This is a genomic window from Kitasatospora sp. NPDC087271, from assembly GCF_044744605.1.
Lineage (GTDB): Bacteria > Actinomycetota > Actinomycetes > Streptomycetales > Streptomycetaceae > Kitasatospora.
In genome coordinates this window covers 297,536-310,534 of record NZ_JBIUYQ010000007.1, presented here as the reverse complement: position 1 = coordinate 310,534, position 12,999 = coordinate 297,536, and the positions used below count along the sequence as shown (strand labels likewise).

General features: G+C 75.2%; 10 protein-coding genes. 4 read left to right on the top strand and 6 right to left on the bottom strand.

Annotated features, from left to right (window positions below; genetic code table 11):
- The first annotated feature begins 127 nt into the window (after window positions 1-127).
- Window positions 128-1,918, top strand: coding sequence for a protein kinase (locus ACIO9K_RS15325; RefSeq protein WP_400330030.1), 1,791 nt, complete (start codon window positions 128-130; stop codon window positions 1,916-1,918).
- A 163-nt stretch (window positions 1,919-2,081) separates the two neighbouring features.
- On the opposite strand, the gene ACIO9K_RS15320 is transcribed toward ACIO9K_RS15325, so the two are convergent.
- The 3 genes from ACIO9K_RS15320 to metF form a co-directional block, all read right to left on the bottom strand.
- Entirely contained in the window at window positions 2,082-4,322 is a 2,241-nt protein-coding gene (locus ACIO9K_RS15320; protein WP_400330027.1) for a heavy metal translocating P-type ATPase, read from the bottom strand.
- Between the two features lie 210 nt (window positions 4,323-4,532).
- Entirely contained in the window at window positions 4,533-5,696 is a 1,164-nt protein-coding gene (locus ACIO9K_RS15315) for a permease (RefSeq protein WP_400330024.1), read from the bottom strand.
- Window positions 5,697-5,799: 103 nt separating this feature from the next.
- Window positions 5,800-6,738, bottom strand: coding sequence for a methylenetetrahydrofolate reductase [NAD(P)H] (gene metF / locus ACIO9K_RS15310; protein WP_363618403.1), 939 nt, complete (start codon window positions 6,736-6,738; stop codon window positions 5,800-5,802).
- 251 nt (window positions 6,739-6,989) lie between these two features.
- On the opposite strand from metF, the gene ACIO9K_RS15305 reads away from it, so the two are divergent.
- On the top strand, window positions 6,990-7,322 hold the full coding sequence (locus ACIO9K_RS15305; RefSeq protein WP_400330021.1) for a heavy-metal-associated domain-containing protein: 333 nt from the start codon (window positions 6,990-6,992) through the stop codon (window positions 7,320-7,322).
- Between the two features lie 96 nt (window positions 7,323-7,418).
- Here ACIO9K_RS15305 and ACIO9K_RS15300 read toward each other — a convergent pair whose 3' ends face one another.
- Entirely contained in the window at window positions 7,419-7,961 is a 543-nt protein-coding gene (locus tag ACIO9K_RS15300) for an MOSC domain-containing protein (RefSeq protein WP_363618399.1), read from the bottom strand.
- Between the two features lie 64 nt (window positions 7,962-8,025).
- Window positions 8,026-8,649 (bottom strand): TetR/AcrR family transcriptional regulator, encoded by a 624-nt coding sequence (locus ACIO9K_RS15295; RefSeq protein ID WP_400330017.1) that lies wholly within the window; start codon window positions 8,647-8,649, stop codon window positions 8,026-8,028.
- Between the two features lie 105 nt (window positions 8,650-8,754).
- Between ACIO9K_RS15295 and ACIO9K_RS15290 the strand changes: the two genes are divergently transcribed.
- Together ACIO9K_RS15290 and ACIO9K_RS15285 are read left to right on the top strand one after the other, a co-directional pair.
- Window positions 8,755-10,332 (top strand): FAD-dependent monooxygenase, encoded by a 1,578-nt coding sequence (locus tag ACIO9K_RS15290; RefSeq protein ID WP_400330014.1) that lies wholly within the window; start codon window positions 8,755-8,757, stop codon window positions 10,330-10,332.
- Between the two features lie 149 nt (window positions 10,333-10,481).
- On the top strand, window positions 10,482-11,711 hold the full coding sequence (locus tag ACIO9K_RS15285; protein WP_400330011.1) for a cytochrome P450: 1,230 nt from the start codon (window positions 10,482-10,484) through the stop codon (window positions 11,709-11,711).
- 76 nt (window positions 11,712-11,787) lie between these two features.
- Here the strand turns inward: ACIO9K_RS15285 and ACIO9K_RS15280 are convergent, their stop codons facing one another.
- Window positions 11,788-12,996, bottom strand: coding sequence for a Dyp-type peroxidase (locus ACIO9K_RS15280; RefSeq protein WP_363585943.1), 1,209 nt, complete (start codon window positions 12,994-12,996; stop codon window positions 11,788-11,790).
- Window positions 12,997-12,999: the final 3 nt, after the last annotated feature.

Here is a 12,999-nt window from a genome sequence, read left to right as displayed (position 1 = left end):
GGACAGACGAACAGAATTGAGCACTATCCTGGGCGACGCAGCGGAAGCGGTGCGAGAACCACCGCGCGGGAACCGGCCCGAGGCCGGGTCAGGGCGAACAGGCCAACAGGGTCCAGTCGGGGGATGCGTGTCCGAGTCGCGTTGGGTGCCCGGGCTCCGGTTCGGGCCGGAGTTCGACCCCGAGCAGTACGAGCTCCTGGAATTCCACCACCGGGGCGGCGAGGCCGAGGTGTGGCGGGCGGTGCGGACCGGCCACAGCGGGCTCAAGGAACTCGTCGCCGCGAAGATCATGCTGGAGCGCGACCCCTCCGAGGTACGGCGCTGGCTCGGCCGCTGGGACGACGTCTCGCACAACGCCCACCGCCTGGGCGTGACCGACCTGGTGGTGCCCAGCTTCCTGCTCGGCCCCTCCCCGCACCGGCCCGGCGCCGCGCCCTCCGCCGGGCTGCTCGGCTACCAGATCTCCCCCTGGGTCGAGGGCGTGCCGCTGCACACCTGGGCCCGCACCCAGCGCGGCGGCCCGGCGGCGGTGGCCGAGGTGCTGGCCCGGCTCTGCCGGATCGTCGACGAACTGCACCGCAAACGCTGGGTGCACCGCGACATCTCCCCCGCCAACGTCCTGGTGGACGCCCAGAACCAGGTCAAGCTGATCGACCTGACCTTCCTGGCCCCGCTCGACCACACCCTCACCGTCGCGGTGTTCACCCCCGGGCACGTCCCGCCGGAGGCCGAGCAGGTCGGCGGCTTCCCCACCACCGCCAAGGACCTGTTCGCGGTCGGCACCCTCGCCCGCACCCTGCTGCTGCCCGACCACGGCCGGCTCGACCACCGGCTCGCCGCCGAACAGGCCCGCGCCGAACTCCTGGCCGCCGGCTACGGCGAGGACCTGGCGCGCTGGGCCTGCGAACCGCTCGCCCGCGAACCGGACCGCCGCCCCTCCCCGCTCGGCCCCTGGGTGGGCCGCGGCCGCGAACTCCTGCGCTCCCGCCGGCCGGTGGCGCGCACCGCGGGCCTGGCCGTCCTGCCCGACCGGGCCGGCCGGCCGCTGCTGGTCACCGGCGGCGCCGACGGCACCGCACTGGCCGGCCCCGGACACCACGGGCAGCGCCTGCCGGCCGGCCAGGGGCCCGGCCCGGTCAGGGAGTTGCTGGCCGGCTGGGCCGGCGGCCAGGGCGAACTGGTGGTCTGCGCCGAGGACCGCGGCGGAACGCTCTGGGTCGGCACCTCGGCCGGCTGGTGGGAGGCCGCGCGCGGCGTCAGCGGGCTCGCCGGGGCGGTCAACTCCGCCGGGGAGATGACGGTCTGGACAGCGGCCGGCGGCGCCCTGCGCTCCTACCGCTGGGCGCCCGGCCTCACCCTCACCGGCCAGGAGCTGCCCGGCTGCCCGGCCGACCGGGTGCTCGCCGCCCTGGAGGAGCGGTCCGGATCCTGGCTGGTCCTGGTCGAGCACCGGGAGCGGGTGCTGAGCTGGCGACCGGGCTCGGCGCAGGGCCCCGCCCCGCTGGGGCCGCCCGGCGCCCTGCGCGCCGGGGCGCTGGCCCGCACCTCCGCCGGCCCGCAGGCCGCGACGCTGCGCCCGGACGGCTCCGTCCAGCTGCACACCCTCGGTACGGCCGGCCCTGCCCCCGAGATCGGCGACGGCGAGCCCTCCCTCGGCGTCGCGATGGCCGGCCACCGGGGCGGCCCGACGGTGGCGCTGGCCGGCGCGGGCGGCGTCCGGCTGCGACTGCCGGCCGGCGGCGCCTCCCGGCGTCCGCGGTGGTGGCGGCCGACGCTGCGCCCGGCCACCCGGGTCGCGCTCGCGATGGGCGAGGACTGGCGGCTGTGCCTGGCCGCGGTGGTGGAGGGCGAGTTGCAGTGCTGGCAGGAGGACGCGGCGTACCGGTGGCAGGCGGTGGCGCTGCCCGAGCAGGGCTGAGCGGGGCTTCGCGGAGTGTCCGGCGACAGGCCGGGGCCCGGGATGCGCCGGGGCCCCGGAACCTGGTGCGGTTCCGGGGCGCCGGCGGCTCGGGCGGGTCCAGCAGGGTGGGCGGTTCGGCGTTCGGACGGTCGGCGTTCGGACGGTCAGTGTTCGAACGGGCTCAGCGGAAGCGGCGCAGCCGCAGGCTGTTGCCGACCACGAAGACCGAGGAGAAGGCCATCGCGGCCCCCGCGATCATCGGGTTGAGCATCCCGGCCGCGGCCAGCGGCAGGGCGGCGACGTTGTAGCCGAAGGCCCAGAACAGGTTGCTCTTGATGGTGGCCAGGGTCTTGCGGGAGAGCCGGATGGCGTCGGCTGCCGCCAGCAGGTCGCCGCGGACCAGGGTGAGGTCGCCGGCCTCGATCGCGGCGTCGGTGCCGGTGCCCATGGCCAGGCCCAGGTCGGCCTGGGCGAGGGCGGCCGCGTCGTTGACGCCGTCGCCGACCATCGCCACGACCCTGCCCTCGGCCTGGAGCCGCTTGACGGTCTCCACCTTGTCCCGCGGCATGACCTCGGCGATGACGTGCTCCGGGGCGATGCCGACCTCGGCGGCGACGGCCTCGGCGACCGCCCGGTTGTCGCCGGTCAGCAGCACCGGACGCAGGCCCAGCGCGCGCAGCCGGGTGATCGCCTCGGCGCTGGTCGGCTTGACCGCGTCCGCGACCTCCAGGACGGCCCGGGCCTCGCCGTCCCAGCCCACCGCGATCGCGGTCCGCCCGGCCGCCTCGGCAGCGCGCTTGGCCTCGCCCAGGCCCTCCGGCAGGTACTGCGACCAGTCGTTCAGCAGCGCCTCCCGACCGGCGACCACCGCGTGGCCGTCGACCACGCCCTGGACGCCCAGGCCCGGCACGTTCTCGAAGCCCTCGACCGCGGGCAGCTCACCGGCCTCGGCGGCGGCGGTGGCGATCGCCCGGGCGATCGGGTGCTCGGAGGCGTGCTCCAGGGCGCCGGCCAGGCGCAGCGCCTCGGCCTCGCCGACGCCCTCGGCGGTGTGCACCGCGAGCAGGGTCATCCGGCCGGTGGTGACGGTGCCGGTCTTGTCCAGGACGACGGTGTCGACCTTGCGGGTGGACTCCAGCACCTCCGGGCCCTTGATCAGGACGCCCAGCTGGGCGCCGCGGCCGGTCCCGACCAGCAGCGCGGTCGGGGTGGCCAGGCCCAGGGCGCACGGGCAGGCGATGATCAGCACCGCGACCGCTGCCGTGAAGGCGGCGGTCCAGCCCTCGCCGGTGCCCAGCCAGTAGCCGAGGGTGGCCACCGCCAGGACGATCACGATCGGGACGAAGACGGCGGAGATCCGGTCGGCGAGGCGCTGGGCGGCGGCCTTGCCGTTCTGGGCGTCCTCGACCAGCCGGGCCATCCGGGACAGCTGGGTGTCCGCGCCGATCCGGGTGGCCTCGACGACCAGCCGGCCGCCGGCGTTGACGGTGGCGCCGGTGACCTGGTCGCCGACGCCGACCTCGACCGGTACGGACTCGCCGGTGAGCATCGAGGCGTCCACCGCCGAGGCCCCCTCGGCCACCACGCCGTCGGTGGCGATCTTCTCGCCCGGCCGCACCACGAACCGGTCGCCCACGGCCAGACCGCCGACCGGGATCCGGACCTCGGCCCCGCCGCGCAGCACGGTGACGTCCTTGGCCCCCAGTTCCAGCAGCGCCCGGAGCGCGGCGCCCGCGGTGCGCTTGGAGCGGGCCTCGAAGTAGCGGCCGGCCAGGATGAAGGCGGTGACGCCGGCCGCCGCCTCCAGGTAGATGTTCGACGGGCCGTCGCTGCGGGCGATGGTCAGCTCGAAGCCGTGCCGCATGCCCGGCATTCCGGCGTCGCCGAGGAACAGCGCCCACAGGGACCAGAGGAACGCGGCGCCGGTGCCGAGCGAGACCAGGGTGTCCATGGTCGCGGCGCCGTGCTTGAGGTTGGTCCAGGCGGCGCGGTGGAACGGCCAGGCGGCGTAGGTGACCACCGGAGCGGCCAGCACCAGCGACAGCCACTGCCAGTTGTCGAACTGCAGGGCCGGCACCATCGCCATCGCGATCACCGGCACCGCGAGCGCCACCGCCGTGACCAGCCGCTGGCGCAGCGGGGCGAGTTCGTCGGCCGGCTCGGCCTGCCCGGCCGGGCCTTCGGCGGCCGGCGGCTTCGGCAGCGCGGCGCTGTAGCCGGTGGCCTCGACGGTGGCGATCAGGTCGGCGACGTCGACGCCCGCGGGGAAGGCGACCTTCGCCTTCTCGGTGGCGTAGTTGACGCTCGCCGAGACGCCGTCCATGCGGTTCAGCTTCTTCTCGATCCGGGCCGCGCACGAGGCGCAGGTCATGCCGCCGATCGAGAGTTCCACCTCCGTGGAGGCGGGTGCCTGGGTGGTCATCGTTGCTCCTCGTGACAGTCGTCGTTCCGGGAACGCGCTGAGCGTCTCCGGCCCGGCCTTTATACCCCAGGGGGGTATCGGTCGGCGTCGGGTTCCTTTATACCCCCCAGGGGTACCCGAGGCAAGCATGGACCGATACCCCAGGCTGGTATCTTCCGGTCCGGCGATCCGCCCGGCCCGAAACCCCCGGGAGGTACCCGCTGCCGGGCGTCAGCGCTGGTCGTGCCGGTGCCCGTCCCCGGCCGCGGGCTCGCCGCCCATCATCCGGAGCATGGCCCGGCCACCGGTGCGCAGGAAGCGGGCGAGCAGGGCGGCGGCGAGGAGCAGGAAGGCGATGTTCAGCCAGGTGGTGTAGTTCCACTCGATGCCCGCCATCGGGATCTCGGCCTCGCGCCGGTCGGGGACCAGGCCGAGCGCGCCGAAGAGGAACTCGACGGTGTAGCCGGCCACCACCATGGCCACGTAGAAGGTGCCGAGCAGGAACAGGGCCGTCCGGCGCCCGTAGTACTTCCGGTAGATGTTGAGGATCGGCAGGATCAGCAGGTCCGCGAAGATGAACGCGACGACCCCGCCGAAGCTGATCCCGCCCTTCCACAGCACCACCGCGAGCGGCACGTTGCCGATCGAGCAGACGAAGGACGCCATCGCCACCACCGGACCGACCAGCGGACCCCACAGCCGGCCGGCGAGCGGGTGGTCGGCGAAGAAGAAGGCCTGCCAGAAGGAGTCCGGCACCCAGGCGGCGATGGCACCGGCGATGAGCAGCCCGAGGACGAGGTCCTTGAGGATGGCCGCCCACTCCATCACGAACACGTGCGACACGGCCGTGACGCCCCGCCGGGACAGCAGCCGCCGGGCGAAGGAGCCCTCCCCGGCGACGGACATGTCCATCGCCGCGTGGCCCTCCATCGAGCCGGCCAGGCCGCGTTCCGCCTGGGCGCGGGCCTCGCGCAGCAGCCGGTCACGCAGCAGCAGCCGGAAGAGCAGGGCGAGGGCGAGGATCATCACCGGCCCGCCGACGAACTCGGCCGCCGTGAACTGCCAGCCGAGCAACAGGGCCAGGATGACGCCGAGTTCGACGACCAGATTGGTCGAGGCGATCTCGAAGGCCATCGCGGCGGTGAAGTCCGCGCCCTTGCGGAACAGCGAGCGGGCGAGGGCCACGGCAGCGTACGAGCAGGAGGAGGAGGCCGCACCGAGGAGCGCGGCGACGCCGAGGGTGCGGGGGCGGTCGTCGCCGAGCAGCCGGACGACGGTGGACTTGCGGACGACGGCCTGGACGACGGCGGAGAGCAGGAAGCCGAGGATCAGCGCCCAGGTGATCTCCCAGGTCATCGATCCGGCGATGGACAGCGCGTGCAGGATCGCGTGCATGGTGGGTCCGCCTTCCCTGGTGCCCCGGTTCGCCAGCGCCGAGCACCATATACCCGTACCGGGTATCACCCCTCGCACCTCGCCGGGGGGGGGCGCTCCCCCGTCAGGCCGCCGCCAGCGGGGCCGGCCGCGCCGACCGGTCCAGCCCGAGGTTGCGGTGGATCTCCAGGGCCGCGGTGGAGCGGTTCAGCGTGATGAAGTGCAGGCCGGGCGCACCCTCGCGGAGCAGACGATCGGCCATCCGGGTGGCGTGGTCGACGCCGATGCGGTGCGCGGCCGGCCGGTCGCCGCGGGCCGCCTCCAGCCGTGCGGCCAGGCCCGCCGGGAAGGAGGCGCCGCTGAGTTCGGCGAAGCGGGCGATCTGGCGGACGTCGGTGGCCGGCATGATCTCCGGGATGACCGGGGTGTCGCAGCCGGCCTCGGCGAGCCGGTCGCGCAGCCGCAGGTAGTGCTCGACGTCGAAGAACATCTGGGTGACGGCGTAGTCGGCGCCCGCCCGGCACTTGGCGACGAAGTGCCGGATGTCGTCCGCCCAGTCCGCCGAGCGCGGGTGGCGCTCCGGGAAGGCCGCCACCCCGACCGTGAACGCGCCGCAGCCCTTGACCAGTTCGACCAGTTCGGCGGCGTGCCGCAGGCCCCGGGGGTGCGGCTGCCAGACGCCGTTCGGGTTGCCGGGCGGGTCGCCGCGCAGGGCGAGGACGTCGCGGATCCCGACGTCCGCGTAGCGGCGCAGGACGGCCTGGAGCTCGGCGGTGGAGTGGCCGACGGCGGTCAGGTGGGCCACCGGCCGCAGCGTGGTCTGGGCGGCGATCCGCTCGGTGGTCTCGATGGTGCGGTCGCGCGAGGAGCCGCCGGCGCCGTAGGTGACGGAGACGAAGGTCGGCGCGACCGCCTCCACCCGCCGGATCGCGGCCCACAGGGAGCGCTCACCGGCGTCGTCCTTGGCCGGGAAGAACTCGAAGGAGTACGTCCGCTCGCCGGCCGCCAGGATCTCGCGCAGTCCGCGCGGCCCGCGCGCTCCGGGTCGGGTGGTGTGGTCCATGGGGTGTCACCTCGGGTGATGGGATCGGCCGCCTGCCGGCGCCGGCCGCCGGGATGCGGGCGGCCGCTTCCACCCTGCCGGAAGGGCGCAACGAGAGTGCCACAAGGATCGGTTGACGATCGGTCGAGTCCGTTCGCAGCCGTCGCGGGCGGCGCTCTCAATTACCCCTGGGGGGTATGGTACGTTCTCCGGGCGAAGCGGCCGGCCGCACCCGCGGGCCGGCGCCGGGCACTGATGACAGGAGCACCCCCATGTCCGAGACCACCGTCACCGTCGAGTCCCCCGCCACCGAGACCGCCGCCGGGACCACCGCCTCCTGCTGCGGCTCCTGCGGCACCGGCGCCACCGAGGCCCCCGCCACCGGGACCGCCGGGCGGGCCGTCTTCCAGGTGAAGGGCATGACCTGCGGCCACTGCGTCACCTCGGTGACCGCCGAACTGCGGAAGATCGACGGCATCACCGACGTCGCCGTGGACCTCGCCGTCGGCCAGGTCACCGTCGACAGCACCCTGCCGCTCGCCGACGAGGCCGTCGCCGCCGCCGTGGACGAGGCCGGCTACGACCTGGTCGGCCGCCTCGGCTAGGCCCTGTCGGCCGAACGCCCCCGACGGCAGGGCCGTCGGGGGCGTTCGGTGTACGGGGTGGGGGTATACCTGGCGGGATGCGGGCCGGGCAGCCGGTCAGACCCGGTCGAGCGGGCGGTGCGGGCCGGGCGGCAGCTCCACCGAGATCGCGTCGCCGGGAAGGACCGGTCCGCCCGCGCGCACGACGGTCATGATGCCGGCCCGGCGGACGACGGCGCCGTTCTCGTCACGCCCGACGACCTGCTTCAACAGCCCCTGCCGGTAGGCGTCGATCTGCCGGCACGGATTGCGCAGGCCGGTGACCTCCAGCACCGCCTCGGGGCCGATCCGCAGCACCGCGCCGACCGGCAGGCCGAGCAGGTCGAGGCCCCGGGTGGTGATGTTCTCGCCGAGCGCGCCCGGCGCCACCGCGAAGCCCGACTCGCCGAGTTCGGTGAGGAGCTCCTCGTGGATGAGGTGGACCTGGCGCAGGTTGGGCTGGTCCGGGTCCTGGGCGACCCTCGAACGGTGCTTGACCGTCACCCCGGCGTGCACGTCCCCCTCCACCCCGAGCCCGGTGAGCAGCACGATGCCGTCACGGTTCGGCTTGGTGAACGAATACTCGGCGCTGCTGCTGACCGCCACCACGCTGCCGCTCATGCGCGGACCCCTTTCGCGTACGGATGTTCGACCGGCTCCGAGCATAGGACCCCGGCCTCGCGGGTCAGCCCGCGGAGGGTGCCCTGAGCAGCGGCAGGACGACCTCGTCGAGGATCTCGTCGACGACGCGGTCGGGCGGGACGCCGCCGCCGAGCAGGGCGGCCTCGCGCAGGAGGTCGAGCGGGAGGGAGCAGGTGCGGGGGGTGAGCCGCGCGGGGTTGATCTCGCCCCGGTCGGCGGCGCGGCGCAGCATCGCCGTCAGGCCGCCCACCGGCCCCTGGGAGACCAGCCCGCGGAAGTGCTCGCGCAGTTCGGGGTCGCGCATCAGGTCGACCAGGAGGCCGTGCACGGCCTCCTGCGGCAGGTCGTCGAAGCGGTGCAGCAGCCTGCGCAGGAAGAGCGCGAGGTCGGCCCGCAGTTCGCCGGTGTCGGGCGGCTCCCGGTAGTCGGGGGCGTTGCGGCCGAGGGCGGCGACGACCAGCGCGGCGCGGTTGGGCCAGCGGCGGTAGAGCACCGGTTTGCTGGTCCGGGCGCGGGCGGCGACACCGTCCATGGTGAGCCGGTCGTAGCCGTGGTCGGCGAGTTCGGCCCAGACGGCGTCGAGGATCGCCTGTTCCAGTTCGTCGCCGCGCCGGCGGGAGGCCCTGCCGCCCGCCGGTCCGTCCTCCGTTGCGCTGCCGGTCGTCACCGAGGTCCGCACCCATCCTTGTAGATACGTTGCGTTTCTTATCGGGCCGAGTCTACAGTCGAGATTAAGAAACGCTTCGTATCTTATGTCGAGGAGGGACTCGCCATGAGCACTGCCCGTACGACCGACGTCCTCGTGGTCGGCGCCGGCCCGGTCGGACTGACGCTCGCCGTCGGACTGGCCCGCGCGGGGGTCGACTGCCGGATCATCGAACGGGACCCGGCCTTCCGCGACCGCGGCGTCCGCGGCAAGGGCGTCAACCCCCGGACGCTGGAGGTGTTCGACGACCTCGGCGTGGCCGGCGAGATCCTCGCCCGCGGCGACCTCAACCTCAAGATCCGCAGCTACCGGGGCGACCGGCTCCGCCACGAGGTCGACCCGGCACCCGCCAACGCCCCGACCCCCGACCGCCCCTACGGCGGCCTGCTGATGCTCGCCCAGCACCACACCGAGGCCGTGCTGCGCGACCGGCTCGCCGACTACGGCGTCACGGTCGAACTGGACACCGGGCTCGTCGACCACACCCAGGACGGGGACGGCGTCCTCGCCACCGTCCAGCACGGGGAGCACACCGGGGCCGCCACCGAGCGGATCGCCGCCCGCTACCTGGTCGGCTGCGACGGCGGCCGCAGCACCGTCCGCAAGCTCGCCGGCATCCCGTTCCTCGGCGAGACCTGGGAGGAGGAGCGCTTCCTGATGGCCACGATGCGCCTGGACGGGTTCGCGCCGGACGCCCTGCACGTCTGGGACGACCCCCGGTTCGGCGTCGGCGCCCTGGTACTGGTCCCGCTGCGCCAGGACGACACCTGGGCCGTCCACGCCTCCGTCACCCCCGACGGGCACGGGCGGCTGCCCGCCCCCACCCTGAACACCTTCCGGCAGCTGTTCGCCGAACGGGCCGGCCTGCCCGGCGCCCGGCTGCACGAGCCGACCTGGTCCACCGTCTGGCGGCCGACCGTACGCATGGTCGAGCGCTACCGCGACGGCCGGGTGTTCCTCGCCGGGGACTCCGCCCACTGCCAGTCCGCGGCCGGCGGCCAGGGCATGAACACCGGCATCCAGGACGCGCACAACCTCGGCTGGAAGCTGGCGGCGGCGCTGCGCGGCGCCCCCGACCCGCTCCTCGACAGCTACCAGGCCGAACGGCTGCCCGTCGCCCGCGCCGTGCTGGCCGCCTCCTCCGCCCAGCACCGGGCACTGTTCAGCGGCGACGGCGGGGCCCGGGCCCTGACCGACCAGCTCCTCAGCCTGGCCAACTCGGCCGGCGCCGACCTCACCGGGCTGTCCGTCCACTACCGGGGCGGGCCGCTCGGCCGCGACCTGGACGACGCCACCGGCATCCGCGCCGGGGACCGCGCCCCGGACGCCCCCTGCGCCACCGCCGACGGCGCCCCCACCCGCCTGTTCGACCTCTTCCGCGGCCCGCACGCCACTCTGCTGGCCTTCGGCGAGCACCCCGCCCTGACCGCCCTGCCCGAACTCCCGGGCGTGCGCCGGGCCGGCGTCCTCGACCCCGGCGGCCACGCCCGCCGCGCCTACGGGATCGACGGCGACGCCGTCGTACTGGTCCGCCCCGACGGCCACGTCGGGCTCACCGCGGGGGCGGTCGACCCGGCCGCGCTCACCGCCCACCTGCGCGACCTCGGGCTGGCCGACCGACGGACCGGCCCACTGACGGGCTGACGGGCCGGGCCCGGTGAAACCCTGACCGGGGGAGGTGAAATCGCTACCATCGGGACCAACGGGACAAGCAGCAGCGGAATCCAACGATCTACGTAAATAAGACAGTTGGATTCTCATCCCGCGCCGGACCGCCGACCCCGAAGGGACCCATGTCCACCGCCGCACCCGCCCTCCCCCCGTTGCACCGACTCCCCGTCACCCCCGCCCAGCCGCCCCACCCCACCACCCTCCCCGACGGCACCCCCGCCTGGCTGGTCACCCGCTACCACGACGTCCGCCAGACCCTCACCGACCCCCGCTTCACCCGCGGCGACCTGGCCACCGTCGGCACCCCCGGCGGCGGCGCCGACGTCTCCAGCAACCCGGCGTCGATGTTCAACCAGGACGGGCCGGAACACCGCCGGCTGCGCAGCACCGTCCAACGGGCCTTCACCGCACGCGCCATCGCCGGCTGGCAGCCCTGGGTCGCGGAGAGCGTCCAGCAGGCCGTCGACGCCCTCGCGGCCGGCGGCACCCCCGCCGACCTGGTCACCGCCTTCACCCGGCCGGTGCCCTTCGCCGTCACCAGCCGCCTGATGGGGCTCGACGGCGACGGCCCGGACCGCCTCGACGAGCAACGGCTCCGCCGCTGGACCAGGGCGATCCTCGCCGACGGCACCCCGGACGACGGCGGCACCCCGGACGACAGTGGCGACGCGGCCGACGGCGCCCTGGACCCGGCCGAGGCGCTCGCCGAATACGCCGCCTACACCGGCGAGTTGATCGCCCGCCGCCGCCACCACCCCGGCGAGGACCTGGTCAGCCGCCTCGTCCAGGCCGCCGACCAGGACGGCGGCGTCCCCGAGGAATCACTCGTCTACCTGGTCTGCGGGCTCACCGCCAGCGGCAACGAGAGCGTCACGGGCGCGCTCGGCAACGCCCTCGTCTACCTGCTCGGCGAACGCCCCGAGCAGTGGCCCCGCCTCGCCGATCCCGACACCACCGAACGCGTCACCGAACGCCTCCTCCACTTCATCCCGCTCGGCGACGACGAGGCCACCACCCGGCGCGCCACCGAACCGGTCGACCTCGGCGGCGTCCGGATCCCCGCCGGCGCCGTCCTCGCCGTCAGCCTCGGCAGCGCCAACCGCGACACCGCCGTCTTCCCCGAGGGCCTCGACACCGGCCTCGACCACCCGCTGCCCGCCCCGACCCTCGCCTTCAGCGCCGGCCCCCACTACTGCCTCGGCGCCTGGCGGATGCGCCTGGAGATGCGCGAATCCCTCCGCCGCCTCGCCACCGCCCTCCCGGGCCTGCGCCTCACCACCCCCGTCGACCGGCTCACCTGGCAACTCGGCACCACCACCCGCAGCCCCGCCCACCTGCCGGTCACCTGGTAGCCGGGGGCGCCGGGCCGCCCGCGGCGAGCAGCCCGCGACGGCCCCCGGGCCGTCGCGGGCAAGCCCCTGCTCCCCCTCAGCCCCAGAGCTGCTCGCCCAGGGTGGCGCCCTCGGGGGCGCCGGGGAGGACGTAGGCGACGGCGGAGGCCTGGTGCTGGACGAACGGGTTGAGGGCGTCACGGGTGGCGAGGCGGGTCTGGACGCGGGTGAACTGGGCGGGGTCGCGCATGAAGGCGCAGAAGAGCAGGCCGCGGTCGTCCGGGCCGTCGTCGTAGCTGTAGCCGCGGCGGAGCATGCGCGCGCCGCCGTCGAGGCGGGGGCTGCTGAGCCGGACGTGGGCGGTGGCGGGGATGACGTAGGAGCCGTCCGGGTTCTTGGCGTAGACGTCCGGTTCGTCGTGTTCGGCGCTGCCGGTGAGCGGGGCGCCGTCGCCCGCGCGGCGGCCGATGACCAGGTCGCGCCGGTCCGCGGGGAGGGCCGCGAAGGCGGCGACGTCCATCCGGATCCGCCGGTAGACCAGGACGGTGCCGTTCTCGTGCGCCCCCGCCGGGCCCCAGACCCACTGCCGGGCGGTCGGCTCGTCGGGGTTGGCGGTGCCGTCCTTGAAGCCGAACAGGTTGCGGGCGGTGGTGCCCGGGGCGGTGGCGGGCAGAAAGCCGGACTGGGTCCAGCGGGGCGTGGCCCCGGCGGCGCGGGCGGCGGTGGTGGCGAGTTCGGCGACGACGGTCAGCGTCCAGCGGTCGGCGCCGCAGAGTTGGAGGAGAACGTCGCCGCCGCCGCGCGCCGGGTCGAGGCGGTCGCCGGCGAAGGCCGGCAGGTCGGCGAGCGCGGTCGGGACGTTCAGGCCGAGCCGGGCGGCGAGGTCGGGGCCGACGCCCACCAGGCTGGTGAGCCGGGCCGGTTCGGCGCCCTGGAGCCGCAGGTCCGGCGAGCTCCCGGCGGTCGCGGCGGCCAGCAACCGGGTGAGGTCCGCGAGCAGGCCGCGCAGGGCGTCCCGGCCGCCGGCGGTGGTCGCGGGTGCGAGGTCGAAGGCCAGCAGCTGGGTGGCGGGTTGCGGCGGTGTGGTCACGCCGGCCTGGCGGGGGCCGTGGAAGAGGGGTGCCGGTCCGGGTGGCGGGGCCGCCGGGTGCGGCGCGGCGCCTTCGTGGCCGCCGTGCGCCAACGCCTGGACGCCGGCGCCGAGTCCGGCGGCGAGCACCGCTCCGGCCGCGAGCAGCGCCCTCCGCTCCACACCGGATCCGGCGGCTTCCGTCTGTTTCCGCACTTTTCCGGTTTCGGCATGCATGGG

What these genes read in the sequence shown, in the direction of transcription:
- ACIO9K_RS15320 (WP_400330027.1), bottom strand. Translation starts at nt 4,322, where the DNA reads ATGACCACCCAGGCACCCGCCTCCACGGAGGTGGAACTCTCGATCGGC.
- ACIO9K_RS15315 (WP_400330024.1), bottom strand. Translation starts at nt 5,696, where the DNA reads ATGCACGCGATCCTGCACGCGCTGTCCATCGCCGGATCGATGACCTGG.
- metF (WP_363618403.1), bottom strand. Translation starts at nt 6,738, where the DNA reads ATGGACCACACCACCCGACCCGGAGCGCGCGGGCCGCGCGGACTGCGC.
- ACIO9K_RS15305 (WP_400330021.1), top strand. Translation starts at nt 6,990, where the DNA reads ATGTCCGAGACCACCGTCACCGTCGAGTCCCCCGCCACCGAGACCGCC.
- ACIO9K_RS15300 (WP_363618399.1), bottom strand. Translation starts at nt 7,961, where the DNA reads ATGAGCGGCAGCGTGGTGGCGGTCAGCAGCAGCGCCGAGTATTCGTTC.
- ACIO9K_RS15290 (WP_400330014.1), top strand. Translation starts at nt 8,755, where the DNA reads ATGAGCACTGCCCGTACGACCGACGTCCTCGTGGTCGGCGCCGGCCCG.
- ACIO9K_RS15285 (WP_400330011.1), top strand. Translation starts at nt 10,482, where the DNA reads ATGTCCACCGCCGCACCCGCCCTCCCCCCGTTGCACCGACTCCCCGTC.
- ACIO9K_RS15280 (WP_363585943.1), bottom strand. Translation starts at nt 12,996, where the DNA reads ATGCATGCCGAAACCGGAAAAGTGCGGAAACAGACGGAAGCCGCCGGA.